Annotated in this window: 24 protein-coding genes; 15 read left to right on the top strand and 9 right to left on the bottom strand. The window is 60.6% G+C overall.

Features of this window, described 5'->3' with window-relative positions; genetic code table 11:
• Positions 1-48 precede the first annotated feature (48 nt).
• The 5 genes from hemJ to ACFOEV_RS09695 all read left to right on the top strand — a co-directional run bounded on the left by hemJ (position 49) and on the right by ACFOEV_RS09695 (position 4,925).
• Positions 49-480, top strand: coding sequence for a protoporphyrinogen oxidase HemJ (hemJ, locus tag ACFOEV_RS09715; RefSeq protein WP_386773317.1), 432 nt, complete (start codon positions 49-51; stop codon positions 478-480).
• Between the two features lie 20 nt (positions 481-500).
• Positions 501-1,322, top strand: coding sequence for a bifunctional hydroxymethylpyrimidine kinase/phosphomethylpyrimidine kinase (gene thiD / locus ACFOEV_RS09710; protein WP_386773315.1), 822 nt, complete (start codon positions 501-503; stop codon positions 1,320-1,322).
• Positions 1,319-2,008, top strand: coding sequence for a thiamine phosphate synthase (gene thiE, locus ACFOEV_RS09705; protein WP_386773313.1), 690 nt, complete (start codon positions 1,319-1,321; stop codon positions 2,006-2,008). Before thiD ends, thiE begins: the two co-directional genes overlap by 4 nt.
• Positions 2,009-2,082: 74 nt before the next feature.
• The gene (gene hemL / locus ACFOEV_RS09700; RefSeq protein WP_386773311.1) at positions 2,083-3,372 is read left to right on the top strand and encodes a glutamate-1-semialdehyde 2,1-aminomutase; all 1,290 of its coding nucleotides are present in this window, start codon (positions 2,083-2,085) and stop codon (positions 3,370-3,372) included.
• An 11-nt stretch (positions 3,373-3,383) separates the two neighbouring features.
• Positions 3,384-4,925, top strand: coding sequence for a bifunctional aminoglycoside phosphotransferase/ATP-binding protein (locus ACFOEV_RS09695; protein WP_386773309.1), 1,542 nt, complete (start codon positions 3,384-3,386; stop codon positions 4,923-4,925).
• 42 nt (positions 4,926-4,967) lie between these two features.
• Here ACFOEV_RS09695 and ACFOEV_RS09690 read toward each other — a convergent pair whose 3' ends face one another.
• A complete protein-coding gene (locus tag ACFOEV_RS09690) occupies positions 4,968-5,642 on the bottom strand; it encodes a LuxR C-terminal-related transcriptional regulator (RefSeq protein WP_386773307.1) in 675 nt (224 codons plus the stop codon).
• A gap of 397 nt (positions 5,643-6,039) precedes the next feature.
• Between ACFOEV_RS09690 and rdgB the strand changes: the two genes are divergently transcribed.
• The 4 genes from rdgB (at position 6,040) to ACFOEV_RS09670 (ending at position 9,441) form a co-directional block, all read left to right on the top strand.
• The gene (rdgB, locus tag ACFOEV_RS09685) at positions 6,040-6,639 is read left to right on the top strand and encodes an RdgB/HAM1 family non-canonical purine NTP pyrophosphatase (RefSeq protein WP_386773305.1); all 600 of its coding nucleotides are present in this window, start codon (positions 6,040-6,042) and stop codon (positions 6,637-6,639) included.
• Positions 6,636-7,802 carry a radical SAM family heme chaperone HemW gene (gene hemW / locus ACFOEV_RS09680; protein WP_386773304.1) on the top strand — a complete coding sequence of 389 codons (1,167 nt, stop codon included), beginning with the start codon at positions 6,636-6,638 and terminating at the stop codon, positions 7,800-7,802. Before rdgB ends, hemW begins: the two co-directional genes overlap by 4 nt.
• A 45-nt stretch (positions 7,803-7,847) precedes the next feature.
• Complete coding sequence (locus tag ACFOEV_RS09675; protein ID WP_386773302.1) at positions 7,848-8,522, top strand: OmpA family protein; 675 nt, start codon at positions 7,848-7,850, stop codon at positions 8,520-8,522.
• A gap of 67 nt (positions 8,523-8,589) precedes the next feature.
• Positions 8,590-9,441 (top strand): 23S rRNA (adenine(2030)-N(6))-methyltransferase RlmJ, encoded by an 852-nt coding sequence (locus ACFOEV_RS09670; RefSeq protein WP_386773300.1) that lies wholly within the window; start codon positions 8,590-8,592, stop codon positions 9,439-9,441.
• Between the two features lie 7 nt (positions 9,442-9,448).
• Here ACFOEV_RS09670 and mnmE read toward each other — a convergent pair whose 3' ends face one another.
• From mnmE to rpmH, 4 genes are all read right to left on the bottom strand, one after another.
• On the bottom strand, positions 9,449-10,822 hold the full coding sequence (mnmE, locus tag ACFOEV_RS09665; RefSeq protein WP_386773298.1) for a tRNA uridine-5-carboxymethylaminomethyl(34) synthesis GTPase MnmE: 1,374 nt from the start codon (positions 10,820-10,822) through the stop codon (positions 9,449-9,451).
• A 102-nt stretch (positions 10,823-10,924) separates the two neighbouring features.
• Entirely contained in the window at positions 10,925-12,616 is a 1,692-nt protein-coding gene (gene yidC, locus ACFOEV_RS09660; RefSeq protein ID WP_386773296.1) for a membrane protein insertase YidC, read from the bottom strand.
• A gap of 96 nt (positions 12,617-12,712) precedes the next feature.
• On the bottom strand, positions 12,713-13,090 hold the full coding sequence (gene rnpA, locus ACFOEV_RS09655; RefSeq protein WP_386773294.1) for a ribonuclease P protein component: 378 nt from the start codon (positions 13,088-13,090) through the stop codon (positions 12,713-12,715).
• A gap of 13 nt (positions 13,091-13,103) precedes the next feature.
• Positions 13,104-13,238: a 50S ribosomal protein L34 gene (gene rpmH, locus ACFOEV_RS09650; RefSeq protein ID WP_010626003.1), complete on the bottom strand. Its 135-nt coding sequence runs from the start codon at positions 13,236-13,238 to the stop codon at positions 13,104-13,106.
• A 568-nt stretch (positions 13,239-13,806) separates the two neighbouring features.
• Between rpmH and dnaA the strand changes: the two genes are divergently transcribed.
• The 6 genes from dnaA to ACFOEV_RS09620 all read left to right on the top strand — a co-directional run bounded on the left by dnaA (position 13,807) and on the right by ACFOEV_RS09620 (position 21,661).
• Positions 13,807-15,285 (top strand): chromosomal replication initiator protein DnaA, encoded by a 1,479-nt coding sequence (gene dnaA / locus ACFOEV_RS09645; protein WP_386773291.1) that lies wholly within the window; start codon positions 13,807-13,809, stop codon positions 15,283-15,285.
• A gap of 78 nt (positions 15,286-15,363) precedes the next feature.
• The gene (dnaN, locus tag ACFOEV_RS09640) at positions 15,364-16,467 is read left to right on the top strand and encodes a DNA polymerase III subunit beta (protein WP_386773289.1); all 1,104 of its coding nucleotides are present in this window, start codon (positions 15,364-15,366) and stop codon (positions 16,465-16,467) included.
• Positions 16,468-16,553: 86 nt separating this feature from the next.
• Entirely contained in the window at positions 16,554-17,657 is a 1,104-nt protein-coding gene (recF, locus tag ACFOEV_RS09635; RefSeq protein WP_386773287.1) for a DNA replication/repair protein RecF, read from the top strand.
• Between the two features lie 3 nt (positions 17,658-17,660).
• Positions 17,661-20,081, top strand: a complete 2,421-nt coding sequence (gene gyrB, locus ACFOEV_RS09630) for a DNA topoisomerase (ATP-hydrolyzing) subunit B (protein WP_386773286.1) — start codon at positions 17,661-17,663, stop codon at positions 20,079-20,081.
• Between the two features lie 165 nt (positions 20,082-20,246).
• Positions 20,247-20,945, top strand: a complete 699-nt coding sequence (locus ACFOEV_RS09625) for a transposase (RefSeq protein WP_386773284.1) — start codon at positions 20,247-20,249, stop codon at positions 20,943-20,945.
• The gene (locus tag ACFOEV_RS09620) at positions 20,945-21,661 is read left to right on the top strand and encodes a transposase (RefSeq protein WP_386773282.1); all 717 of its coding nucleotides are present in this window, start codon (positions 20,945-20,947) and stop codon (positions 21,659-21,661) included. Before ACFOEV_RS09625 ends, ACFOEV_RS09620 begins: the two co-directional genes overlap by 1 nt.
• Before the next feature lie 141 nt (positions 21,662-21,802).
• Here the strand turns inward: ACFOEV_RS09620 and gmhB are convergent, their stop codons facing one another.
• The 4 genes from gmhB to glyQ all read right to left on the bottom strand — a co-directional run bounded on the left by gmhB (position 21,803) and on the right by glyQ (position 25,991).
• Positions 21,803-22,366: a D-glycero-beta-D-manno-heptose 1,7-bisphosphate 7-phosphatase gene (gmhB, locus tag ACFOEV_RS09615; protein WP_386773280.1), complete on the bottom strand. Its 564-nt coding sequence runs from the start codon at positions 22,364-22,366 to the stop codon at positions 21,803-21,805.
• Positions 22,367-22,455: 89 nt separating this feature from the next.
• Positions 22,456-22,764, bottom strand: coding sequence for a hypothetical protein (locus tag ACFOEV_RS09610; protein WP_386773278.1), 309 nt, complete (start codon positions 22,762-22,764; stop codon positions 22,456-22,458).
• A 210-nt stretch (positions 22,765-22,974) separates the two neighbouring features.
• Positions 22,975-25,041, bottom strand: coding sequence for a glycine--tRNA ligase subunit beta (glyS, locus tag ACFOEV_RS09605; RefSeq protein WP_386773276.1), 2,067 nt, complete (start codon positions 25,039-25,041; stop codon positions 22,975-22,977).
• Positions 25,042-25,043: 2 nt separating this feature from the next.
• Positions 25,044-25,991: a glycine--tRNA ligase subunit alpha gene (gene glyQ / locus ACFOEV_RS09600; RefSeq protein ID WP_386773274.1), complete on the bottom strand. Its 948-nt coding sequence runs from the start codon at positions 25,989-25,991 to the stop codon at positions 25,044-25,046.
• Between the last annotated feature and the right edge of the window lie 134 nt (positions 25,992-26,125).

Raw genomic sequence — 26,125 nt, 5'->3', positions numbered from 1 at the left:
GACCCATGACCTCGTGGGCGTTCGTCCGATTTCGACCGAGGAGCGGGAATGTATCCATGGATCAAGGCGTTGCATCTGGTTTTCGTGGTGACCTGGTTTGCCGCGCTGTTCTACTTGCCACGCCTGTTCGTCTATCACGCCATGGCTCGGGACAAGGACGACCAACAGGCCATCGACTACTTCCGGGTCATGGAACGCAAGCTTTACCGTGGGATCATGCTGCCGTCGATGATCGGCGTGCTGGTGTTCGGACTGTGGTTGTTGTCGATGGTGCCGGGTTTCATGAGTCAGGGCTGGTTGCATGCCAAGCTGGCACTGGTGGTATTGCTGATCGGCTATCATCATGTCTGTCTGGCCTATATGAAAAAACTGGCGGTGGGAGATTGCCACAAATCCCATGTGTTCTTTCGCTGGTTCAATGAGGCACCGGTCATCGCCTTGCTGGCGATCGTCATTCTCGCTGTGGTCAAACCGTTCTGATGGGGGGCGAGTGGCTGACGATGCGACATTTGCCTGTGGTACTGGTGTTGTCGGGTCATGACCCGACCGGCGGCGCCGGCCTGGTGGCCGATGCCGAGGCGGTCGGCACCTGTGGTGGCTGGCCACTGACCGTGCCGACGGCGCTGACGGCGCAGAGCTGTCACGATGTGAGGGCGGTGATGCCGTGCCGAGGCGACGACATGCGCGCGATGGTCGCCGCGCTGGCCGAGTTCGAGGTCGCTGCCATCAAGGTCGGCTTGATCGCGAGTCTCGAGTCGCTGGACGCCGTGGTGGATATCGTCCGTCGCTATCCCGGCGTGCCGCTGGTTGTCGATCCGGTGCTGAAGGCCGGTGGCGGCAAGGAGTTGTCGACCCTGGAACTACGCGATGCCTTTTGCGAGCGACTGTTACCGCTGGTGGATATCCTCACCCCCAACCGGCTGGAACTGGCGCGTTTATCGGGAGAAGTGGTGGACAACGACACCGATCGGGCCGTGGCCTTGCTGTCGTTGGGCTGCCAGGCGGTGTTGGTCACCGGGACCGACGCCCCCCGGGAAGACACGCTGCCCGATCAGGTTGTCCACACCCTGCATACTCCGGACAATGGACGTCAGTGGCACTGGCCACGCCTTGCCGGCAGCTTTCATGGCTCGGGCTGTACGCTGGCCGCGGCGTTGGCTGCTCGGCTAGCGGCTGGCGAGAGCCTGGTCCAGGCCTGCGAGCAGGCCCAGGATTATACCTGGCAGTCGCTCAAGCATGGTTGGCGTCCCGGCTCCGGCCAGGCGTTGCCGCGGCGCCTGTGGCGTCATCCCGATCTCGCCAACCAACAGGATTCATCATGAACCATCACGACTGGACCCGTGGGGTCTATGCCATCACCGATGCCGAGTTGCTCCCCGACGATGCGCGGCTGTTCGCGGGTAGCGAGAGTGCATTGCGCGGCGGCCTGGCGTTGCTGCAGTATCGTGACAAGTCGACGGATGACGGCAAGCGCTGGCGTCAGGCGGGTGCCTTGGCGGCGTTGTGTCGGGATTACGGCGTGCCGTTGATCGTCAATGACGACACCGCCCTGGCGCTGCGTTTGCGCCGGGCCGGTCACGACAATGTCGGTCTGCACCTGGGCCAGGGCGACGGTGAGCTGGCCGTGTCACGCCAGCAGCTCGGTCCTCACGCCATCATCGGTGCGACCTGCCATGGGCGATTGGATCTGGCCGAGCGGGCCGTGCGTGAAGGGGCGAGCTATCTGGCCTTCGGGCGTTTCTTTGCCTCCAGCACCAAGCCCGGCGCGCCCCCGGCCGCGTTGTCGCTGCTCGCCGAGGCCGCCGTGTTCGGCCTGCCGCGGGTCGCGATCGGCGGTATCGGGCGTGACAATATTCTCTTGGCACGACGCGCCGGGGCGGAGCTGTTGGCCTGCGTGCATGCCGTGTTCGGTGGCGAGGATATCGAAGCCCGGGTGAAGGAGTTGAATCGACGCCTCGCGCAGGAACCGGGGCCAATAGCGGCGACTCATAGCTTATCCACAGGCTAGCCACGCCAAGTTATCCGCATTGTCCAAAGAGTTATCCACAACCTGTTTTTATCCTTGAGACGCAAGAGGCTTCCATGATCACTTCCGCACAGCTCTTCGAACAGGCTTGTCGTCACATCCCCGGTGGGGTCAATTCGCCGGTGCGCGCCTTCAAGGGTCTGGAGCGGCCGCCGGTATTCATCGAGCGTGCCCAGGGTGCCTATCTGTTCGATGTCGAGGGCAAGCGCTATGTCGATTATGTGGGGTCCTGGGGGCCGATGATCACCGGTCATGCCGACCCGGATGTCCTCCGCGCCGTTCGCGAGCGCCTCGACAACGGCTTGTCCTTCGGCACGCCGACGGCCATCGAGACCACCATGGCCGACCTGATCTGCGAGATCATTCCCAGTATCGAACTGGTGCGCATGGTCAATTCCGGCACCGAGGCCACCATGTCGGCGATTCGCCTGGCACGCGGCTATACCGGTCGCGACAAGATCGTCAAGTTCGAGGGTAACTACCACGGCCATTCGGATTCGCTGCTGGTCAAGGCCGGTTCCGGTGCCCTGACCCATGGCGAGCCCAGTTCGCCGGGGGTGCCGGCGGCGCTGGCCGAACATACCGTGACCCTGGCCTACAACGATATCGAGGCGGTGGAGGAATGCTTCGCGCAGATCGGCGACGAGGTGGCTTGCATCATCGTCGAGCCGGTGGCCGGCAACATGAACTGCATTCCACCGGTGCCCGGTTTCCTGGAAGGTTTGCGCCGGGTCTGCAACGAGTACGGCAGCGTGTTGATCTTCGATGAGGTCATGACCGGCTTCCGTGTGGCCCTGGGCGGCGCTCAGGCGCACTTTGGCGTGCATCCCGACCTGACTTGCCTGGGCAAGATCGTCGGCGGCGGCATGCCGGTGGGGGCCTTCGGCGGCAAGCGCGAGATCATGTCGCATATCTCACCGCTGGGACCGGTCTACCAGGCGGGTACCCTGGCCGGTAACCCGCTGGCCATGGCGGCGGGTATCGCGCTGCTGTCCAAGATTCGTGAACCCCACTTCCACGATGCCCTGACGAGTCGAGTCGAGACGCTGTGCTCGGGGTTGCGGGAGCGGGCCGAGGCAGCGGACGTGGATATGATCACCCAGTCCGCCGGGGGCATGTTCGGGTTGTTCTTCACGGCGCAATCGCGTGTGGATAACTTCGCCCAGGCGACGGCCTGCGATGCGGCTGCCTTCCGACGCTTCTTTTCGGCGATGCTCGATCAGGGGGTCTACCTGGCGCCTTCGGCATACGAGGCCGGCTTCATGTCCAGCGCGCATGCCCCGGAGGACATCCAGGCAACCCTCGATGGTGCCGAGAAGGCGTTCGCGATCCTGAGCCGGGCCTGAGAGCCGCTATCGTGAACGAGGCGCTGATCAGGGCACTCCAGGATCCTGGCTGCTACGACCATCCGGTGAACGGGGTCGAGATCCGCGAGACGCATGTTTCGTGGATCGTGCTTACCGGTGACTACGCCTACAAGATCAAGAAGCCACTGGATTTCGGCCGTTTCCTCGACGCCTCGACCCTGGAGCGGCGACGCCGACTCTGCGAGCAGGAGGTACGTCTCAACCGGCGTCTGGCACCGCACCTGTATCTGGCGGCGGTACCGATCTCCGGCACGTCCCGGAAACCGCGCATGGGAGATGCCAGTGCTCCCATCGAATATGCCGTCAAGATGCGTCAGTTCAGCGATCGTCACCTGTTCAGCAATCTACAGCGCAGTGGTGAGCTGTCGTTCGAGCTGATCGACGACTTGATCGACCAGTTGGTGGTCTTTCACGAGCAAGCCGCAAGGGTCGAGGAGGACAGTCCGCTAGGCACCGCCGACACGGTGCTTGGCATCGTGGTCAGGGAATTCGCATTGATCATGCAGCGCCTGCAGGACGCCACCGATCGACAGCGCCTGCAGGGGGTGGCGTTAAGGGTCGAGGAAGCCCATACGCGCTTGTACGACACCTTCGAACGGCGCCATCGCGAGGGTTTCGTGCGCGAGACGCATGGCGATATCCACCTGGGCAATGCCGTGCGTCATGAAGGACGCACTCTGATGTTCGACGGCGTCGAGTTCAACGACGAATTACGCTGGAGCGATGTCGGTTGCGATCTGGCCTGCCTGTTGATGGATCTCGAGGCCAAGGGCGAGGTGGCCTTCGCCAACCATGCGCTGAATCGCTACCTGGAATTGTCGGGTGACTACGAACTGGTGCGCCTGCTTGGCTTTTACAAGCTGTACCATGCCGTGGCACGTGCCAAGGTCACGATGCTGCGCGACCCGCAACCGGATCTCGCCGAATATCATCATTATCTGACGCTGGCCGAGCGCTACGCCGACTTCCAGTTTCCGTATCTGGTCATCGGCATCGGTGTCGCGGGCAGCGGCAAGAGCCGTTTCACCGGCGAGATGGTGCGTCGCCTGGGAAGCGTACGCGTGCGCTCCGATGTCGAGCGCAAGCGTTTGCACGGATTTTCTCCACAGGTCGATAGTTCCCGACAGGGTGTGGATATCTATACGCCGGAGACGACCCGCCGTACCTACTGGCAGTTGGCGAAACTCACCGGGGTACTGTTGGAATCCGGGTTGCCGGTGTGTATCGATGCCACATGCCTGCGTCGCGAGCAACGGGATCTGCTGCGTCACCAGGCCGAGGCACGGGGTCTGCCGGTGCTGATGGTCAGCTTCGAGGCCGATGACGCCACACTCAGAAGGCGCATAGAAAAGCGAGCCCGGCGTGGTGGCGATTCCTCGGAAGCCAGCCTGGCGGTACTCGAACGCCAACTCGCCAATCGCGAGCCCTTCTCCGATGACGAGCGACGCCAGCTGGTGCATCTGGATACGACAGCAGACAATGCCGCCGCGACCCTGGTGGAACTGATCCGCCAGCATATGCGCCTGGCATGAGCCGTTGGTGTTGCTCCTTTTTCGTCGCCGCCTGATTCGTTATCAATTGTGCTGTTTATGTCTGCTCAGGTTGGGGGGAATTGCCACCAGATTGTGACGTGCCCAGTTCATGGCCTGGATTCGGTTGTGGACCTTGATTTTGCGGAAGATGTTATAAAGATGCGATTTCACGGTGTGCTCACTGACGAATAGCCGATCGGCAATCTCGGAATTCGAGGCTCCCGAGCCCAGCAGGCCGATGATTTCAAGCTCACGATGGGTCAAGCCACACACGGGACGGTAGGCATTGCGCTGTTGGCGACGGTAGAAATCGATGAGTCGCGTCATCAGGGTTCGCGACATCCAGAGATCGCCTTCCAGTAGCTTGCTGATGCCCTTGCAGATCAACATCAGGTCGTCACTGCGGTAGAAGACTCCCTGCAGATGCAAGGTGGCCAGCACATCGGCCGAGTGGTCCTCGTCCCGGAGGTTGAAGGCGGCCATGGCGATGTTGTCATGATCGACGACCTTCGCTTGCCATGCCTGCATGGTATCGTCATCGACGTGATCTGCATCGAGCAGCAGTACGGCTCGATCCTGCTTGATTTCCTCGATGTCGTCGTGTGGCGCAACCGCTGTCACCGGGCAGTCGAGCTGCTCGTGGATGTAATCGATGAAGAGTTGTGATTGTGGGTTGCTATCTGTCACCAGTAGCACCATCCCTTTTCCTTGGCCCATGAGGTCTGCTCCCCACTTATGATGCGCTACAGGTTGTTGGTATGATGTACATAGAGAAACTACCTCATAAGCGTTGACCCTGAATGCAGTTTTGTAAAGTTGAGTTACAGACATATTCTTGTGCGGACTACTCGGCACGATCGGTTGGTAACGGAGTTTTGATTTAATAATGGGTAAAAACAATAAGTTACTTTGTGGTTGGCTGCTGGGTATTACACTAGGTTATGCCTATTGACTAGTAAATTCATCACAGCCTCAATGTATTAGAATTGTTAACTAGTACTTTTGGATTAGTCGAACAGCTCTTTTCTGATGTAATACAACCGACTGATTTATCAACTTTTTCTTTCTGTGGCGACAAAGTAGAATGTCCTATCCCTTGAACCAGGAACGTGAGATGCCGACGACACACCCCTTGGTGTTGGCGAGCGGCAATCCCGGTAAGCTGCGTGAATTTCATGACCTCCTGACCCCGTTGGGCTTTGCCGTTCGCCCACAGGGGGACTACGCCGTGCCCGAGGTCGAAGAAACCGGCAAGACCTTTGTCGAGAATGCGCTCCTCAAGGCACGAGAGGCCTGCCGTGTCAGCGGTCTGCCGTCCTTGGCCGATGATTCAGGGCTGGAAGTCGACGCCTTGAATGGGGCGCCCGGCATCCATTCGGCACGCTTTGCCGGTGAACCCCGCAGTGATGAAGCCAACAATCGCAAGCTGCTGGAAGCGCTTGCCGAGATCGCCGAAGGCGAGCGTCGGGCGCGCTACTGGTGCGTGCTGGTGTATCTGCGTCATGCTGACGACCCTGTCCCGCTGATCGTCCAGTGCGCCTGGGAAGGTGAGATTCTCGCCCATCCACGCGGGGAAGGGGGGTTCGGTTACGATCCACTGTTCTGGATTCCCGAGTGTGGCATGAGTGCGGCCGAGCTGTCCGCCGAGGAAAAGAATCGCTTGAGCCACCGCGGTCGGGCCATGCAGGCGCTGGTAGAGCGACTCGCCATATGACATTGCCGCCGCTGTCGCTCTATGTCCATGTGCCCTGGTGTGTGCGCAAGTGTCCCTATTGCGATTTCAATTCCCACGGCGTGGGTCATGGGGCGGAGCTCCCTGAGCGGGCCTACCTGGCAGCCCTGCTCGCCGATCTCGACGATGACCTGTCGCTGGCCCAGGGGCGGGAGCTGATCAGCGTGTTCATCGGCGGCGGTACGCCGAGCCTGATGTCGCCATGGTTCTACGATCGCTTGTTCACGGCGCTGGCCGAGCGGTTACCCCTGGCTCGCGATATCGAGATCACCCTGGAAGCCAATCCTGGCACCGTCGAGCAGGAGCGGTTCACTGGCTACCGGGCGGCGGGGATCAATCGTCTGTCGCTGGGCGTGCAGAGCTTCCAATCGACTCAGCTCGCCGCCCTGGGGCGCATCCATGGCGGAGAAGAGGCGCGGCTGGCCGTGCATAGTGCACGATGCGCCGGCTTCGATAACCTCAACCTCGATCTGATGCATGGCCTGCCCGGGCAGGATCTCGAACTGGCGCTGGCCGACCTCGACATGGCTCTGGCGCTGTCGCCGGAACACCTCTCCTGGTACCAGCTGACACTGGAACCCAACACCGAATTCCATGCCCATCCGCCGGGATTGCCCGAAGACGACATCTTGTGGGATATCCAGGATGCAGGGCACGAGCGCCTGGAAGACGCCGGTTTCACGCGTTATGAAATCTCGGCCTATTCACGGGCGGGCCGGCAGTCGCGCCATAACCTGAACTACTGGGCATTTGGCGATTATCTCGGGATCGGCGCCGGGGCGCATGGCAAGATCAGTACGTTCGGTGACGGTGGTCGCCTGCGTATCGAGCGACGCTGGAAGAGCCGGCAGCCCGAGGCCTATCTGCGCCGTCGCAACGATCCCCGTGGCTTTGTCGCCGGGCATACCGAAGTGAGTGACACTGACCTGCCGCTGGAATTTGCCATGAACGCCCTGCGGCTGGTCGAGGGGGTACCGCTTCAGCAGTGGCGGACCCATACAGGGCGAGCGCCCCAGGCACTGCAGCAGCGCCTGGTCGAAGCACGCAAAAGAGGACTTCTTGTGGAAGATGCCGCGCGACTGCAAGCATCTCCCCGAGGTCTATTATTCTTGAACGAACTCCTGGCCATGCTCGACGAAGACTGAGGTCAGGGCGTTTATGATCCCGTGAATCCAAGGAGCGGCAACACAATGCCCAAGACATTTCGACTGATCTATCCACTCGCGGCAGCGATGTTGCTGGTGGGATGCGCCACCAGCGATCCCTATGGTGGCCAGACCCAACGCAGCAAGACGCTGACCGGAGCCGGTATCGGCGCTGCCGTGGGGGCAGCGGCCGGGGCACTCAGCGGCAGTGGATCCACCAGCCGGCGTGATCGCGCCCTGATCGGTGCAGCCGTGGGGGCTGCCGCGGGCGGCGGTATCGGGGCCTATATGGATCGCCAGGAAGCACAACTACGTGAACGCATGCAGGGCACCGGCATCGAGGTCGATCGCCAGGGTGACGATATCGTGCTCAATATGCCCAGCAGTGTGACTTTCGGGTTCGACTCCAGTGAGTTGACTCCCAGCGCGCGTTCCGCGCTCAATGATGTCTCGGCAGTTCTCACCGAATATCACGAGACCCGCGTCAATATCGCCGGTCACACCGACAGCACCGGTTCGGCTGATTATAACCAGCGCCTGTCGGAACGCCGCGCCGCGGCGGTAGGCAATTATCTGGCGCAGAATGGGGTTCAACGCCAGCGCCTGAGCATGATGGGCTATGGGCTGACCCAACCCGTGGCCAGCAACGATACCGAAGCCGGTCGGGCGCAGAACCGTCGCGTCGAGATCACCCTGACGCCGATGCAACAGCAGATGTAAACTCGGCCAGGCCAACGTGACCCGCGGGCTCTCACAGGCCTCGCGGGTCTTTTTATGGAATCTGACAATGCTTGCCTATCAACATGCCTATCATGCCGGCAATTTCGCCGACGTTCACAAGCATTTGACGCTGTTTTCCGTCATCCAATATCTTTTACGTAAAAACTCGCCTATTACATATGTCGATACCCATGCGGGTCGGGGACGCTACCCTCTGGGGACGGTAGAGACTCGGAAGCTCATGGAGTATCGTACGGGTGTCGTCCCGCTATGGCAGGCACGCCATGAGCTAGCCACTGCCAACACCTTGCTCGAGGCATGGCTCGATCGCCTGCAGGAGGCTCAGGACGCGCAAAGCGCGCGCCTGACACACTACCCTGGCTCCCCCTGGTGGCTGGCGCATGAGCTGCGACCCCAGGACCGCCTCAGCCTGTTCGAACTGCATCCCGGCGAGCATCGCCATCTAGAGGCCCAGGCGCTGCCGACGAATGCACGACGCGTCCATGGCGATGGTCTGGCAGGGTTGGCCAGAATGCTGCCGGTCGCCACGCCGCGCTTATGCGTGCTGATCGACCCTAGCTACGAACGCAAGGACGAATACCAGGAGGTCGTCACGGCCCTGTGTCGCCTGGCAGGCAAGGCACGTCATGGCGTGGTGCTGGTGTGGTATCCCCTGTTGCCGGCCGGCCGCCACCGTGAGTTGCTCGCCTCGCTGCGTGACAGCGGCCTGCGCAAACTCTGGCAGAGCGAGTTGCAGCTTGCCGAGCCGAGCGACACTCATGGCATGTATGGCAGCGGGATGCTGGTGCTCAATCCCCCCTGGGGGCTCGGGGAGACGCTGGCAGCGGCGATGGCCGAGGTCACGCCACGCCTGGGACCCGCGGCCCGTCATCGCAGCGGCTGGTGGGTGGAGGAGTAGGGTGGCGCTACTTGCCGATGCAAAAGCTGCCGAAGATCTCCCCGAGCAGATCGTCGGCGCTGAATTCACCAGTGATTTCGCCCAGGGCTTGTTGGGCATCGCGCAGATCTTCGGCGAGCAATTCGCCGGCACCATAGCCTTGTAGCTGCACCTCCCCGTTAGTGAGCGCTCGCTGCGATCGATCCAGGGCATCCAGATGGCGGCGGCGTGCCGAGAAGCGCCCCTCCGTGGTAGCCGAGAAGCCCATCACCGCCTTGAGGTGCTCCTTGAGGTTATCCACACCCGCACCGGTCTTGGCGGAGAGACGCAGGATCGGGGGGGTTGTGGATAAGTCAAGGCCAGCCGGTTCGTGGCTGGTATCGATCTTGTTGCGTACCAGGGTCAAGCGCGAGGGATCGGGAAGCCGAGTGACAAAATCCGGCCATATCGCCACAGGGTCGGTGGCCTGGGTCGTGACGGCATCGACCAGCAGCAGGACGCGATCGGCCTTTTCGATCTCGGCCCAGGCGCGAGCCACCCCGATCTTCTCCACCGCATCCGGGGTATCCCTCAGTCCCGCGGTATCGATGATATGCAGCGGCATGCCGTCGATATGGATATGCTCGCGCAGGACATCACGGGTCGTGCCTTCCACCGCGGTGACGATGGCGGTGTCCTGCTCGGTCAATGCATTGAGCAGGCTGGACTTGCCGGCGTTGGGACGTCCTGCGATCACCACGTTCATGCCCTCACGCATCAGCGCCCCCTGACCGGCGGCGTCACGCACCCTGCCCAGCTCCTCGCTCACGCTCTCGAGCATGGCGGCGACCTTGCCATCGGCCAGGAAGTCGATCTCCTCTTCGGGGAAGTCGATGGCCGCCTCGACGTACATGCGCAGCTCGATCAATCGCTGTACCAGCGCCTCGACCCGCCGCGAGAACTCGCCCTGGAGCGAGCGCAGCGCGTTCTCGGCGGCGGCTCTAGAGCTTGCGTCGATCAGGTCGGCGATGGCCTCGGCCTGCGCCAGATCGAGCTTGTCGTTGAGGAAGGCGCGTTCGGAGAACTCGCCGGGACGGGCCAGGCGAGCTCCCAACTGCACGCACCGTTCCAGAAGCAGGTCCATGATCACCGGGCCACCATGGCCCTGCAGTTCCAGCACGTCTTCGCCGGTGAAGGAATGAGGACCCTCGAAGAGCAGGGCAATGCCCTCATCGATGAGGCCGTCCGCACCGCTGAATGGTCCATAGTGGGCCTGACGTGGTACGGGACAGCGACCGAGTACCGAGGTGGCGATATCCCGGCAGCCGGGCCCGGAGACGCGGATGATGCTCACCCCACCACGTCCGGGGGGAGTGGCCAGCGCGGCGATGGTGTCCTGCGTGTAGAGTGGATGATGCGACATGGCACGAATCCCTGCTCGGGTATGGTAGGCATTGTCCGGGTGGCGGACCACAAACGCCAGACCCCCGCGGGGCGGGGGTCTGGAGAGACGGTGCGGGTGGGGTCAGTGTTTGCTCTTGGCGCCCTTGCCGATACTCGGGTCGTTCTCGATCTGGCGCGTGATGATCCATTGCTGGAAGATCGAGATGACATTGTTGACCACCCAGTAGATAACCAGGCCGGCCGGGAACCACAGGAAGAAGAAGGTGAAGACGACCGGCAGCATCTTCATGATCTTGGCCTGCATGGGGTCCGGCGGCGTCGGATTGAGCAATTGCTGTACGAACATCGAGGCACCCATCAGGATCGGCAGGATGAAGTATGGGTCCTTCACTGACAGGTCCTGGATCCAGAACACGAAAGGCGCGTGACGCAATTCCACGGATTCCAGCAGCATCCAGTACAGGGCGATGAACACCGGCATCTGCACCAGGATCGGCAGGCAGCCCCCCAGAGGATTGATCTTCTCCTTCTGGTAGAACTTCATCATCTCCTGTGACATTTTCTGACGGTCGTCGCCGTACTGCTCCTTGAGGCGTTGCATCTCCGGCCCCAGCTTGCGCATCCGGGCCATCGACTTGTAGGCCTTGGCAGACAGCGGGAACAGGGCCAGCTTGACCAATACGGTCAGCACCACGATCGACCAGCCCCAATTGCCCAAGACATCATGGATCTTGTCGAGCAACCAGAACAGCGGATTGGCCAGGAACCATAACCAGCCGAAGTCGACGGTCAATTCAAGATGAGGCGCCACGGCTTCCAGGCGTTCCTGAACCTTGGGACCCATGTACAGCGTGGCAGCCAGCGTGCTCTCTCCCTCGGCGGCGATAGTGTGCGTGGGGCCGGCGAAGGCGGCCACGTTGCGCCCGCGCGAGTCGGTGGTGGCGTAGTAGAGGTTCTGCTGGTTCTGGGGGGGAGCCCAGGCGGTGGCGAAATAGTGCTGGATGATGGCGACCCAGCCGCCTTCCACATCGCGATTGTTGAAGGTGCCCTTCTGGATTTCCTCGAAGTCGACCTTCTCGTAGTGAGACTCCGGCGACGAATAGGCGGCTCCCAGATAGGACTTCATGCCCATCGCCACACCACTGGTCGGATCGGGGCTGTCATCCCGGGCCAGTTGCCCGATGAAGCGTGCCGTGACCGGCTCGTCGCGATTATTGGCCAGGTAATAGTTGACGTCGACGGCATACTCGCCGCGATGGAAGGTGAAGCGCTTGACGACATCGACTCCGTTGACCTCTGCGCTCAGGTCGATGGTCAAGGTGTCTTGACCTTCCTCGAGCCGGTATTCGGTGTGCTCCGCGGCGAAAGCGACGCGCCCCTGATGGCCTTCGAGTTGCAGCCCGGATTTGGCCACATAGCTGCGAGCGTCGCTGTCGGAGAGCAGCACGAAGGGCCGTTCGGAGTCCAGGGTCAGCTTATGTTGCGGCAAGGCGGCATACACGACATCGCCACCCTGCGGGTCGATCCTTACATCGAGCACATCGGTGGCCACGGCGATCAGATCACGACTGCTGGCCGCGGGGGAGGGCTCGCCGGGCAGGCCCTCCTCGATGGCACCCGAGTCACGGGGCGTTGTCGGGACCGCCAGCTGGTCGTCGGACGAGGGATCGCTGGTACGAGGGCTGTCATCGGTTGTGATAGTAGGAGCTGCCGGTTCAGGAGCTACCTGACCGTAGTCCTGATTCCACTGTACGACCAGCAAGTAGGCCAGTACCGCAAGCGGAATCAATAGCAGAAGTCGTTTTACGTCCATGAGGGGCCTGCCCGGTGGGTAATGAACTGACTGACGGCATAGTGCATGAGCGAAATGGCACACGAAAGCCTGCCGAGGCAGGCCGCTCGCGCCCTGTCAGGAGGCTTTGATCGACTGCTTGCGAACGTCTTTTTCCAGACGCCGCCACATGCCGTAGAGCTGGCGATGCAGGGTGTCGTTGTCCAGTTCATGTACGCCACGCCGGGCCAGGACAACGACGTCCACAGCGGGTAGGCGATGCTGCTGGAGACGAAAGGACTCGCGAATGAGGCGCTTCAGACGATTGCGGTCGACGGCACGACGCACATTCTTCTTGCTGATCACCAGTCCGACTCGCGGATGGTCCAAGTTGTTGCTGCAGGCCAGTGCCAGCAGCCCTTTGCCATGAACCTTGTATGCAGCCTGGTCGAAGACGTGTCGGTAATCCCCGGGCGTCAGCAGCCGCAGACACCGGGGAAAGCCCTGACAGGACACACGCAATCCGAGATCAGGCGCTCAGACGCTTGCGGCCCTTGGCGCGGCGGCGCGCCAGAACGGCACGACCATTCTTGGTGGCCATGCGCGCACGAAAACCGTGCACACGCTTGCGCTTGAGAACGCTGGGTTGAAAGGTGCGTTTCATAACGATTGATTCCCACGTGGTTAATTTGGACTTAACGTCAACCTAGAGGCGCCCTGGCTCCGGCGGGGAACCCGGGGGTATTCGGCTCAAGACCGGGAATTCTAGAGAATTCGCCGGCCGGGTGCAATTTTTCCGTCGACATTCCTTGGGCATGAGAGGGAAATGCCTGCGCGGATCGCGATGGGGAGGGGGGCGCGCTCGGCGGCGAGGTGAGCATGCCTACGGTGATGAGATTAATTATTATCATCAGTGTTTTTTAGATGCTGTTGTTATTAAAACTGGGGATAATGTTTGTGGATAACTACTTTAAATTCATCTAAAACAACAAGATATTCTTATTCGAATTGTGTGGGAAAGACGAGGATATCAGCTGGACTCACTGGGGATAGCCGGGTAAGGGAGGGAAGGTTTCTCCACAGGCTTGAATGGGTGCCGCATTCGGTCAAGTGTTTTTTCACTCGTTGGCGAAGAGTTTTCCACAGCCTGATGCGGGCGTTTCGACATGTGGATAACCTGCTGCTTGAGGGATACAATGGTCGGTCTTTCGTTAATCGGATGGTGAGGTCGCGTGTCGGTCGCTCTTTGGCAACAATGTCTGGATTACCTGCAGGACGAGCTGAATTCTCAACAGTTCAATACCTGGATCCGCCCTTTGCAGGCGGAGGAGGGCGAGTCCAACGAACTGTGCCTGCTAGCGCCCAATCGCTTTGTCAGGGACTGGGTCAATGACAAGTATATACAGCGCATCAATGAGCTGTTGCGTGAGTTGGCCCCTGCCAAACCGCCCAAGGTGTCGCTGGCCGTGGGTAGCCGGCGTGCCGCACCATCGCCGCAGCCACGTGAACTAGGCAATCCCGTGTCGGCGAGTCCACGTCAGTCCGGCGCTCCGGCCGTACATACGCCACCGCGCGGTGACTATACCGACGAACGGGAAATCGGCCAGCTACGCGACGAAGGGTCGCGCTCTGCGTCCAGCCGTTCGGGGACGAGTGAGCGCCAGGTGCAAGTTGAAGGCAGTCTCAAGCACCAGAGCGGTCTGAATCCCAATTTCACTTTCGAGACCTTCGTCGAGGGCAAGTCCAACCAGTTGGCCAGAGCGGCGTCGCGTCAAGTCTCGGAAAATCCGGGTGGCGCCTACAACCCCTTGTTCCTGTACGGCGGTGTCGGTCTGGGTAAGACCCACCTGATGCATGCGGTAGGCAACCAGCTTGCCAGCCGGCGCGATAATGCCAAGGTTGTGTATCTGCATTCCGAGCGATTCGTCGCCGACATGGTCAAGGCCTTGCAGCTCAACGCCATCAACGACTTCAAGCGCTTCTATCGCAGTGTCGATGCTTTACTGATCGACGATATCCAGTTCTTTGCCGGCAAGGAGCGCTCTCAGGAGGAGTTCTTCCATACCTTCAATGCGCTGCTCGAGGGCGGCCAGCAGATGATCCTGACGTCTGACCGTTACCCCAAGGAAATCAATGGGGTAGAAGAGCGTCTCAAGTCGCGTTTCGGATGGGGATTGACGGTGGCGATCGAGCCGCCGGAGCTGGAGACTCGGGTGGCTATCCTGATGAAGAAGGCCGATCAGGCCAAGGTCGACCTGCCTCACGATGCGGCTTTCTTCATCGCTCAGAAGATCCGTTCCAATGTGCGTGAGCTGGAAGGCGCACTGAAGAAAGTGATTGCCGACTCCCATTTCATGGGCAAGCCGATCACTCAGGATTTCATTCGGGAGTCGCTGAAGGATCTGCTGGCGCTTCAGGATAAGCAGGTCGGCGTCGACAATATTCAGCGCACGGTGGCCGAATATTACAAGATCAAGCTGGCGGATTTGCTCTCCAAGCGCCGCTCGCGTTCCGTCGCGCGCCCGCGCCAGGTAGCCATGGCCTTGGCCAAGGAACTGACCAATCACAGCCTGCCGGAAATTGGTGATGCCTTCGGTGGTCGCGACCACACTACCGTCTTGCATGCCTGTCGCAAGGTGAAGGCCCTACAGGAAGAGAGCGCGGATATCCGTGAAGATTACAAGAATCTGCTGCGATTGCTGACGAGCTGACGGCAAGCAACCCGCTGCCGAGTGGCTGATGGCAGCCCCAAATGATTGCATCGAACTCAGGACAAAAGTGGAGCCCTCATGAAATTTTCCATCTCTCGCGAAGCCCTGCTGCGTCCCCTGACGCTGGTTGCCGGTGTAGTCGAGCGTCGTCAGACATTGCCGGTGCTGTCCAATGTGCTGATCGAAGTGCAGGATGCGCAACTGGCGTTGACCGGCACCGATCTGGAAGTGGAGTTGATCGGGCGTACGGCGCCGACCCAGGTCGATGAACCGGGGTCGGCCACAGTGCCGGCGCGTAAGCTGATGGATATCTGTAAGTCGTTGCCCGACCAGTCCGAGATCAGTTTTGCCCTGGAAGATGGGCGTGCAGTGCTGCGCAGTGGGCGTTCACGCTTCACCCTGTCGACGTTACCGGTGGCCGAGTTCCCCAATATCGAGGACGGTCAAGGTAGTGTCGAGCTGAGCCTGCCGCGAGGAACGCTCAAGCATCTGATCGATGCCACCTCTTTCGCCATGGCTCAGCAGGACGTGCGCTATTACCTGAACGGCATGTTGTTGGAGCTGCGTTCGAATCTCGTGCGTACCGTGGCCACCGATGGCCACCGTCTGGCGGTGTGCTCGCGGCCGGCGGATATCGAGGTGGAGCCGGCCCAGAAGCTGATTGTCCCGCGCAAGGGGGTGCTGGAGTTGGGGCGTCTGCTCGATGACAGTGACGAACCAGTCAGTCTGACGTTGGGTGCCAGTCATGTCCGTGCCCATACGGGCGAGTTCACTTTCACCTCCAAGCTGGTCGATGGCAAGTTCCCCGACTATGAGCGTGTGGTGCCGCGCGGCGGGGACAAGGTCTTCATTGCGGACCGTGCCGAATTGCGACAGGTGTTGTCGCGGACCTCGATCCTATCCAACGAGAAGTACCGTGGGGTGCGCCTGCAACTCGAGGAGGGCAACCTGCAGGTCATGGCCAACAATCCCGAACAGGAAGAAGCCGAGGAGAATGTCGCCATCGAGTACTCCGGGGCGAGTCTGGAGATCGGTTTCAACGTCAGTTATCTGATTGATGTGCTGAGCGTGCTGGGCGAAGATCGCGTACAGATGACGCTCGCCGACCCCAACAGCAGTGCCTTGATGGAAGAGCCCGGCGGTGGCGATGCCATGTACGTCGTCATGCCGATGCGGCTATAAGCGGCTCCTCCCCACACCCGGCATTGCAGCCCTTCTGTTTTCCATTCGATGCGGCACTCATCCTGGGTGCCGCGGGATCCTCGATTATGACCCTCGACCGCTTGAGTTTCATGGGGTTACGCAATCTAACCCATCTGGAAATGCGGCCACGGGCAGGGGTCAACGTGATCGTAGGCGCCAACGGCAGTGGCAAGACCAGCCTACTCGAAGGCATTCATGTCCTGGGCATGGGGCGCTCTTTCCGTACCCAGCAGCTCAAGCATGCGATTGCTCATGAGGCCCAAGGGATGACGTTGCACGGGCGCCTGGCCGGCGACCCGCCAATCCCGCTGGGCATTCGTCGTCAGCGCGATAGCAGTGAGCTTGAAATGCGCATGGCGGGGGAGCGCGTCACGCGTGTTGCGCAACTGGTCGAAGCGCTTCCTTTGCAGCTTATCAACCCTGATGCATTTCGTTTGATCGAAGGCTCTCCCGCCGCCAGACGCGAATTTCTCGATTGGGGTGTGTTTCACGTGAAACACGATTTCCTGTCGATCTGGAAGCGTGTGCGCCGCGCCTTGAAACATCGGAATGCCCTGCTCAGGCATGGTAGAATTGACGAACGCTCCTTGGGAGTATGGGAAGGCGAGTTGGTGCACTGGAGCGAGCAGCTCGACGAGTTGCGACGCGACTATATGGAAGCGTTTCTGCCGGTGTTCGAGGAGACGTTGAGGGAGCTTCTACCATTGCCGGATTTGTCGCTGCGCTACTCGCGTGGGTGGGATCGTCAGCGGTCGTTGGCAGAGGTGTTGCTCCAGGGCCGAGACACCGATCGGCAGATGGGATTTACCCAGCAGGGCCCTCAGCGTGCTGATCTGCGCATTCGCCTCCAACGGCGACCAGCCGTAGAAGTATTGTCTCGTGGTCAGCAGAAACTGGTGGTCAGTGCGATGAAGCTGGCCCAGGGACGTCTGTTGGAGCAAGCCACGGCGCGTACCTGTGTGTATTTGATCGACGATCTGCCCGCTGAGCTCGACGAACGGCATCGCCATGTCTTTTGCCGTTGGCTGGAGTGGATGCGCTGTCAGGTATTTATCACCAGTGTCGAACCGGGGGCTCTCGATGGAGCGTGGCAACCGGATACGCCAGTCGCGATGTTTCACGTGAAACATGGGCGTCTCGACACAATGAAAGACTTCACGACGGAGTAGTCAATGAGCGAACAAGCTTACGACTCATCGAGTATCAAGGTTCTCAAGGGCCTGGATGCAGTACGCAAGCGTCCCGGGATGTACATTGGCGATACCGATGACGGGACGGGTCTGCACCACATGGTGTTCGAGCTGGTGGACAACTCCATCGATGAAGCCCTGGCGGGGTATTGCAGCGAGGTTCGTGTCATCATTCACCCGGATGAGTCGGTAACCGTCAGCGATAATGGACGCGGTGTGCCTACCGATATTCATGAGGAAGAAGGCGTTTCGGCCGCGGAAGTCATCATGACGGTGCTGCATGCCGGTGGCAAATTCGATGACAATTCCTACAAGGTCTCGGGCGGGCTGCATGGCGTTGGGGTCTCGGTCGTCAATGCGCTATCGGAAGAATTGAAACTGACCATCTGGCGCGCTGGCGAGGTCTTCGAACAGATCTACCACCATGGTGTGCCGGAAGCGCCACTGGCGGTGGTGGGCAAGACCGAGAAGAGTGGCACCCGTGTGCATTTCAAGCCGTCGCCGGAGACCTTCGGTAACATCGAATTCCATTACGATATCCTCGCCAAGCGTCTGAGAGAACTCTCGTTCTTGAATTCCGGGGTGGCGATCCGTCTGCTTGACGAGCGTAGCGGCAAGGAGGAGCTCTTCCATTACGAGGGGGGGCTGAAGGCATTCGTCGACCACCTCAATACCAACAAGTCGACCCTCAATCCGGTCTTTCACTTCAACTCCGAGCGCGAAGACGGCACCAGCGTTGAAATCGCAATGCAGTGGAACGACACCTTCGCCGAAAATATCTTCTGTTATACCAACAATATTCCGCAGCGCGACGGCGGAACGCATCTGGCAGGGTTCCGCGCGGCATTGACGCGCACGCTGAACAGTTACATCGAGGCCGAAGGACTGCTCAAGAAGGCCAAGGTCAACACCTCCGGCGACGATGCGCGTGAGGGCTTGACGGCGATCATTTCGGTGAAAGTGCCTGATCCCAAATTTTCCTCGCAAACCAAGGAAAAGCTGGTGTCGTCCGAGGTCAAGACTGCCGTCGAACAGGAAATGGGGCGGCTATTCTCGGAGTATCTGGTCGAGCGCCCCAATGAGGCCAAGGCGATCGTCAACAAGATGCTCGAGGCGGCACGCGCCCGGGAAGCGGCTCGCAAGGCTCGCGACATGACGCGCCGCAAAGGGGCGCTCGATATCGCCGGCCTGCCGGGCAAGCTGGCCGACTGTCAGGAGAAGGATCCCAGTCTGTCGGAACTGTATCTGGTCGAGGGTGACTCAGCAGGCGGCAGTGCCAAGCAGGGACGCGATCGGCGCACCCAAGCCATCTTGCCGCTCAAGGGCAAGATTCTGAATGTCGAGAAGGCTCGTTTCGACAAGATGCTGTCCTCTGCCGAAGTCGGCACCCTGATCACGGCACTGGGGTGTGGTATCGGTCGCGAGGAATTCAACCCGGATAAGCTACGCTATCACTCGATCATCATCATGACCGATGCCGATGTCGATGGCTCTCACATCCGTACGCTGCTGCTGACGTTCTTTTTCCGTCAGATGTCGCAACTGATAGAACGCGGTCATGTGTTTATCGCCCAGCCACCACTGTACAAGATCAAGCGTGGCAAGCAGGAAAGCTATCTCAAGGACGAACAGGCACTGATCGACTACCTGACGACCACGGCGCTGGATGGTGCGCGGCTCTATGTCAACCCGGATGCCCCTGGCATTGCCGGTGAGCAGCTCGAGTCGTTGGTCAATCAGTACCGTGACGTCATGAATCGCATCGACCGCTTGTCGCGCGTCTACCCCAATGAGGTGTTGCGCAAGATCGTTCATGCGGCCAGCCTGGATGGGGAGCAGAGCCTCAAGGATCGTGTCACCATGCAGAACTGGATCGACTATCTGCAGGGTGAAATGGATGCCCTGGTCGCCTATGAAGGCGGTCCGCGCTATACCTTTCAGCTGCACGAGGATACCGAGCGTGGCTTGTTCCTGCCGGGGGTCTCACTGACGGCTCACGGCGTGACCACGGACTATGTGTGGGGCATGGATTTCTTCCGCAGTGCCGACTATCGCGCCATGGCCCAGCTCGGCGAAACCTTGGAAGGCCTGTTGGAAGAGGGGGCCTATGTCGCTCGCGGCGAGCGCCAGCAGCCCATCGCCACTTTCTACGATGCCTTGGAGTGGCTGATGAAGGAGGCCCAGCGCGGCTTCTCGATCCAGCGCTACAAGGGGTTGGGCGAGATGAACCCCGATCAGCTGTGGGAGACCACCATGGACCCGACTACCCGCCGCATGCTGCGGGTCTCTATCGAAGACGCGGTGGCGGCCGACATGATGTTCAACACCCTGATGGGGGATGAAGTCGAACCACGCCGGGATTTCATCGAGCGTTTCGCTCTAGTGGCTAACCTGGACGTGTAAAGAGGTAGGCGTGTGAACGCGACCGCTCGCTTGATGTTTCACGTGAAACATTCAAGTGGGTTGTAAGAGGGGAGGCCCAAAAAAGCCGGCAAATCGAGGCTGTGTGAAAACAGCCTTCTAAGCTGGCAAGATAGTCGTGAACTCATCCGTTCACGGCTATTTTTTATGCGCCACCTGCAAGGACAGCCCCGCAGCCAAACGTCACTGCTCCCGCCCAGTATCGAAGAGTATGTACCGGAAGATCACCCGGTTCGGGTGATCGATGCCTTTGTGGACTCCTTGGACGTGGTCGAACTGGGTTTCGACAAGGCGCATACGGCGGCCACCGGCCGGCGTCCCTACCATCCGGGTGATTTGCTCAAGCTCTATCTCTACGCCTACCTCAACCAGACCAGCAGTAGCCGGCGCCTGGAAAAGGAATGCCACCGCAACTTGGAAGTCCTGTGGCTGATGAAGCAGCTGGCGCCGGACTTCAAGACGATTGCCGACTTCCGCAAGGACAACGGCCAGGCGATAAAGCGGGTGTACCGCCAGTTCGTCCTGTTCTGCAAGCAAGCCGGACTGGTCAGCGGGCCCCTGGTCGCCATTGATGGCAGCAAGTTCAAGGCGGCGGCGAGCAAGGACCAGGCGGTGACCCGCAAGCAGCTGGAAAAGCAACTGGGTCAGTTGGAGCAGAAGATCGCCCGTTATCTGGGCGAGCTGGCCAAGTCGGATCAGCAGACGGAGACCGACCTGGATCGGGACAAGGTGAACGACGCCCTGGCTTACTTGCATTCCCATAAATCCGAACTCCAGGATGAACTCAAGGCGCTGGTGGATAACGATCAATCCAGACCTGCCGGACCGAGCCGGACGCCCGGCTGATGAAATCCGGGCGCGAAGGCATGGTGGTGGGGTATAACGCCCAGAACGCCGTCGATGCTGAGTACCAACTGGTGGTGCATCATGAGCTGACCCAGGCGAGGACTGACAACCAGCAACGGGAACCGGTGACCGCGGCGGCCACTCAGGAGGCTTTGGAGGGCGAACTGGAAACCGTCGTGGCCGATGCGGGTTATTCTAATGGAGAGCAGATCAAGGGCAGCCAGGAGAAGGGAGTGGACGTCGCCGTCCCGCCGAACAGGGCAGTCAACAACCAGGGGGCAGGCGAGTTCTTCCAAAAAAGCGACTTTACCTACTTGGCGGAGGAGGATGCCTATCGCTGCCCGGCGGGTAAATTGCTGCACCACAAGACGATCAACACCCGGCAGCGGATGCACCTATACGCTCGCACCGGCTGCAGCGTGTGTCCGTTACAGGCTCGCTGCACAACGGCGGACCGACGCTGGGTGACCCGCCACTTCCATGAAGAGGCGCTGAGGCAGGCACAGGCGAAGGCGACACCCGAACGAATGATCCACCGCATGGCGACTGTGGAGCCTACCTTCGCGACCTTGAAGCGCTTACTGAATAAGGGACGACTGACCTGCTGGGGGCTCTCTTCCGCCCATAGCGAATACAGTCTGGGCGTACTGAGCTACAACCTGATGCGGGCGATCAATATTCTTGGCGTCAAGGGGCTGCTGGCAAGGCTCGGTTGAGCCTTCAGAGCCCCCAACTCTTGGCAACTCTATCATCACTTCAACGAAAATTGCCCCGAAGATGACTCCGGGGCATTTTTTGTTCGCCGCCTCTGAGGCTGTGGGAGGGGTTATCACACAGCCTCAAGTCGCCGGCTTTTTCTATTCCGTAGTGGCTAGCAACCACGTTGTGAATGCAGCGAGATCATCGAAGACCGGTGCGCTCACCAAAGGCTCCTCCTGCTGGCGTTGTTCCGTTTCCAGGCCCTTCCCCGTACGCACCAGCGCGACACGGCAGCCCACGGCATTGCCGGCCTGCAGATCACGTAGGCTGTCGCCAACCAACCAGGCTTCGTGCAGGCTCTCCAGGCCAAGCCGCTGCTGGATCTCCAACAGCAGCCCCGGTTTGGGCTTGCGGCAGTCGCACTGATCATCGGGGCCGTGCGGGCAGTAGGCGATAGCCGAGATGGCGCCGCCGGTTGCTGCTACAAGCTGGTGCAGGCGTTCGTGCATTTCGGCCAGCGTATTCTCGTCATAATAGCCGCGGGCGATTCCCGACTGATTGGTGGCCACGGTGACCGTCCAACCGGCTCGGCAGAGTTGGCCGATAGCCGCGATGGCTTGGGGATAAGGAACCCATTCGTCGAGTGACTTGATGTAATTGTCCGAATCCAGATTGATCACCCCGTCACGATCGAGAATCACGAGCTTGGGAGCAATGGGCATGAGCGGGAAAGTCCTGTTGGTTTGGAAAACAACGGATTAATGGAGGCGAGTCCTTGGTCTAGTGTTTCACGTGAAACACTACTGCACCATCACTGCGATACCCGCAGCAGTGCCTGGGCAATGCTCAGCCATTCGGCATCGAAATCGAGATCATTGTCGGGCATCTCGCGTCCGGCATTGCGGTACCAGTAGCTGGCATTGTTCAGGTCACCTTCCCAGCGATGCAGGTGGGCGTGCAGCCAAGCGGCGTCGGGGCCGGATAGTGCAGCGACCCGATCATGGGCTCGTGCCCATTCCCCCTTGCCAGCCCACCACAGCGCAGTGAGGAGTGGCGATAACCCATCGGGTGGGGAGGGGTGTTCCAAACTGTCACGAAAACCAGCCAAGACGTCATTCATGAGAAGCCTCCCGGGAAAGTGGTAAAGAGCAATACAAGAAGCATGACGCATATGAGCGGATCGGTAAAAGCCTCTTGAGCTAGCTTGACGACCGACTCGAAAGGCAACAGATCGACGGCGGATCCTGCTGTTGTTCCACGTGAAACACTCGTCCATGAAAAAGGGCCGGCTGTGAAGCCGGCCCTTGCATGTTGCATCAAAGGTGCGTGGCTACTGCTGTAGTTCGGCGATATCCGCCACTTCGAGGAACAAGGCTTGCAGGCTAGCCAACAGGGCCAGGCGGTTACGTCGTACGGCCTGGTCGTCGACCACGACCATGACATCGTCGAAGAAGCGGTCCACCGGCTCGCGCAGGCCAGCTAGGATGTCCAGTGCCTCGCTGTAGCGCGCGGCAAGGAACAGCGGCGCGACCGCGTCGCGACAGGCCTCAAGGGCTCCCGCCAACGCCTTCTCGGCATCCTCCTGCAGCAGTTTGCTGTCGACGGCCGTGCTGCCGGCATGCTGCTCCTTGGCGAGGATGTTCGAGACACGCTTGTTGGCGGCAGCCAAGGCGGCGGCTTCCTCGCGCTGGCTGAAAGCATGCACGGCACGCACGCGTCGTGCAAAATCCAGCGGCTTGGTGACCGGACGGGCTCGCACGGCAAGATAGACTTCGACACCGATTCCCTCGTCCTGGGTCCAGGCGCGCAAGCGCTCGAGCATATAGTCGAGTACGGCATCGACCAAGCCTTCGGCCTTGGGAAGATCCCGGTGCTGCTCGGCTGCCAGCGTGAGTAGTTCACGCAGGTCGAGGTCCAGTTCGCCCTTGATCAGGATATTGAGCACGCCGATAGCGGCACGACGCAGGGCGAAAGGATCCTTGGTACCGGTGGGGCGCTGACCAATACCGAAGATGCCGGTCAGCGTGTCCAGGCGGTCGGCGAGGGCCAGGGCCAGGCCGGTACGGGTCTGAGGGATGGCATCGCCGGCGAAGCGTGGCAGGTACTGCTCGTAGAGCGCCTGAGCGACATCTTCTGGTTCGCCATCGTGGCGGGCGTAGTAGCAGCCCATGATGCCCTGCAGCTCGGGGAACTCCAGTACCATCTCGGTAACCAGGTCGCACTTGGCGAGCTGGGCGGCGCGCTCGGCATGCGTAACATCGCCATCGATACCTTCGGCGATGTGACAGGCGACGACGGCGCTACGGCTCGCCTTGTCCGCCAGGGTGCCGAGTTGCTGCTGGAAGACCACGCTGGCCAGCCCCTTGCGGCGTGAGTCCAGTGGCGTCTTGCGGTCGGTGTCATAGAAGAAGGCCGCATCCGCCAGGCGCGGACGAATGACCTTCTCGTTGCCATGGATGACCTGCTGCGGATCCTGGCTGTCGATATTCGCGATGGTGATGAACAGCGGCTTCAGGCGACCCTGGTCGTCGAGCAGGTGGAAGTACTTTTGATTGGCCTTCATCGACGAGATCAGGCATTCCGGCGGCACTGCGAGAAAGCGTTCATCGAAGCTGCCGGTCAGCGCTACCGGCCATTCGACGAGGCCGCTGACCTCGACCAGCAGTTCCTCGTCGATCACCGCAGTGGCCTCATAGCACTCGGCCTCGGCCAAGACCTGCTCGCGAATGCGCTCCCGGCGACGATCGCGATCGGCCAGCACATAGGCCTCTTCCAGTGCCGCCAGGTAGTCGTCCGCATGGCGCAGCTCGATGGCTGCCGGCGCATGGAAGCGGTGGCCGTAGGTGATGCGAGAGGCCGTGAGCCCCAGGGCTTCTGCCTCGACGACCTTGTCGCCATAGAGCATGACAAGCCAGTGCACGGGGCGTGAGAATTCGGTCCGCGAGGCTCCCCAGCGCATGTTCTTGGGCACCGGCAGGGCGGCGATGGCTCGGGTGACGATGTCCGGTAGCAGCGTTGTGGTCGCCTCGCCGCGTTGCTGCTCGCGATAGCCGAGCCAGGTGCCCTTGTCGGTCTCCAGGTGGATCAGGTCATCCACGCTGACGCCGCAGGAACGAGCGAAGCCTTCGGCAGCCTTGGTCGGCGCTCCGTCCTTGAAGGCGGCGGCGAGCGCCGGGCCACGACGCTCGACCTCACGGTCGGGTTGCTTGTCGGCCAGTTGCGTGATCTGCACTGCCAGGCGTCGCGGCGTGGCATAGGCATGCATGCTGCCGAAGGGGACCTCGGCGGCGAGCAGACCGCCACCGAGACTCTGTGCCAGTGCGTCAGAGAGAGAGTCGATAGCGGTGGGTGGCAGTTCCTCGACACCGAGTTCGAGCAGAAAGGTGGTGGATGCCATGCTCAAGCGTCTCCCTGTTCGGCAAGCAATTCGGCACGCAAGGCTTCGGGAGCCATGGGGAAACCGGCCGCCTTGCGTGAGTCGTAGTAGGCGTGAGCCACGTCACGGGCCATGGTCCGCACGCGCAGGATATAGCGCTGGCGCTCGGTCACCGAGATGGCGTGACGGGCATCGAGCAAGTTGAAGGTGTGCGAAGCCTTGAGCACCATCTCGTAGGCGGGCAGCGGCAGACCAGCCTTGAGCAGCTTGCCGCATTCGCGCTCTTGATGGTCGAAGGCGGCGAACAGGGTCGTGACATCGGCATATTCGAAATTATAGGTCGATTGTTCACGTTCGTTCTGCAGGTAGACGTCGCCATAGGTGACCCGGGTGCCGTCCGGCGCGAGGGTCCACACCAGGTCATAGACGCTGTCGACGTCCTGCAGGTACATGGCGATGCGCTCGAGGCCGTAGGTCAGCTCGCCGGTGACCGGGAAGCATTCGATCCCTCCGGCCTGCTGGAAGTAGGTGAACTGGGTCACCTCCATGCCATTGAGCCAGACTTCCCAGCCCAGCCCCCAGGCACCCAGCGTCGGCGATTCCCAGTTGTCTTCGACGAAACGGATATCATGGACCAGCGGGTCGAGGCCCAGGCGTTCCAGGGAACCCAGGTACAGGTCCTGCAGGTCGGAGGGAGAGGGTTTCATCACTACCTGGAACTGGTAATAGTGCTGCAGGCGGTTGGGATTCTCGCCGTAGCGCCCGTCGGTGGGACGACGTGATGGTTGCACGTACGCCGCATTCCAGGTTTCCGGGCCGATGGCGCGCAGGAATGTGGCCGGATGGAAAGTGCCGGCCCCGACTTCCATGTCCAGAGGTTGCATGATCACGCAGCCCTTTTCGGCCCAATATTGCTGCAGGGCGAGGATCAGGCCCTGGAAGGTTGTCACGTCAGGCGTCGACTGTGTCATTGGTGAAGCACCGTTGGCCCATGAATTCAAGAACCGCCAAGTATACAATTACCTGGTAATCGGTTATAGGCACGAGGTGGAATGTATGTGAAGACATTCCATGGCATGACAGCGAGGGCCAACTCCATGGCTGC

Origin of the sequence: Litchfieldella rifensis (assembly GCF_042646605.1) — a bacterium.
GTDB classification, from domain to species: domain Bacteria; phylum Pseudomonadota; class Gammaproteobacteria; order Pseudomonadales; family Halomonadaceae; genus Litchfieldella; species Litchfieldella rifensis.
This window is presented reverse-complemented; position numbering and strand designations above follow the sequence as displayed.

Bases quoted from the DNA above. Each gene is read 5' to 3' on its own strand.
- hemJ (WP_386773317.1), top strand. From the start codon at position 49: ATGTATCCATGGATCAAGGCGTTGCATCTGGTTTTCGTGGTGACCTGG.
- thiD (WP_386773315.1), top strand. From the start codon at position 501: ATGCGACATTTGCCTGTGGTACTGGTGTTGTCGGGTCATGACCCGACC.
- thiE (WP_386773313.1), top strand. From the start codon at position 1,319: ATGAACCATCACGACTGGACCCGTGGGGTCTATGCCATCACCGATGCC.
- hemL (WP_386773311.1), top strand. From the start codon at position 2,083: ATGATCACTTCCGCACAGCTCTTCGAACAGGCTTGTCGTCACATCCCC.
- ACFOEV_RS09690 (WP_386773307.1), bottom strand. From the start codon at position 5,642: ATGGGCCAAGGAAAAGGGATGGTGCTACTGGTGACAGATAGCAACCCA.
- rdgB (WP_386773305.1), top strand. From the start codon at position 6,040: ATGCCGACGACACACCCCTTGGTGTTGGCGAGCGGCAATCCCGGTAAG.
- hemW (WP_386773304.1), top strand. From the start codon at position 6,636: ATGACATTGCCGCCGCTGTCGCTCTATGTCCATGTGCCCTGGTGTGTG.
- ACFOEV_RS09675 (WP_386773302.1), top strand. From the start codon at position 7,848: ATGCCCAAGACATTTCGACTGATCTATCCACTCGCGGCAGCGATGTTG.
- ACFOEV_RS09670 (WP_386773300.1), top strand. From the start codon at position 8,590: ATGCTTGCCTATCAACATGCCTATCATGCCGGCAATTTCGCCGACGTT.
- mnmE (WP_386773298.1), bottom strand. From the start codon at position 10,822: ATGTCGCATCATCCACTCTACACGCAGGACACCATCGCCGCGCTGGCC.
- yidC (WP_386773296.1), bottom strand. From the start codon at position 12,616: ATGGACGTAAAACGACTTCTGCTATTGATTCCGCTTGCGGTACTGGCC.
- rpmH (WP_010626003.1), bottom strand. From the start codon at position 13,238: ATGAAACGCACCTTTCAACCCAGCGTTCTCAAGCGCAAGCGTGTGCAC.
- dnaN (WP_386773289.1), top strand. From the start codon at position 15,364: ATGAAATTTTCCATCTCTCGCGAAGCCCTGCTGCGTCCCCTGACGCTG.
- recF (WP_386773287.1), top strand. From the start codon at position 16,554: ATGACCCTCGACCGCTTGAGTTTCATGGGGTTACGCAATCTAACCCAT.
- gyrB (WP_386773286.1), top strand. From the start codon at position 17,661: ATGAGCGAACAAGCTTACGACTCATCGAGTATCAAGGTTCTCAAGGGC.
- ACFOEV_RS09625 (WP_386773284.1), top strand. From the start codon at position 20,247: ATGCGCCACCTGCAAGGACAGCCCCGCAGCCAAACGTCACTGCTCCCG.
- ACFOEV_RS09620 (WP_386773282.1), top strand. From the start codon at position 20,945: ATGAAATCCGGGCGCGAAGGCATGGTGGTGGGGTATAACGCCCAGAAC.
- gmhB (WP_386773280.1), bottom strand. From the start codon at position 22,366: ATGCCCATTGCTCCCAAGCTCGTGATTCTCGATCGTGACGGGGTGATC.
- ACFOEV_RS09610 (WP_386773278.1), bottom strand. From the start codon at position 22,764: ATGAATGACGTCTTGGCTGGTTTTCGTGACAGTTTGGAACACCCCTCC.
- glyS (WP_386773276.1), bottom strand. From the start codon at position 25,041: ATGGCATCCACCACCTTTCTGCTCGAACTCGGTGTCGAGGAACTGCCA.
- glyQ (WP_386773274.1), bottom strand. From the start codon at position 25,991: ATGACACAGTCGACGCCTGACGTGACAACCTTCCAGGGCCTGATCCTC.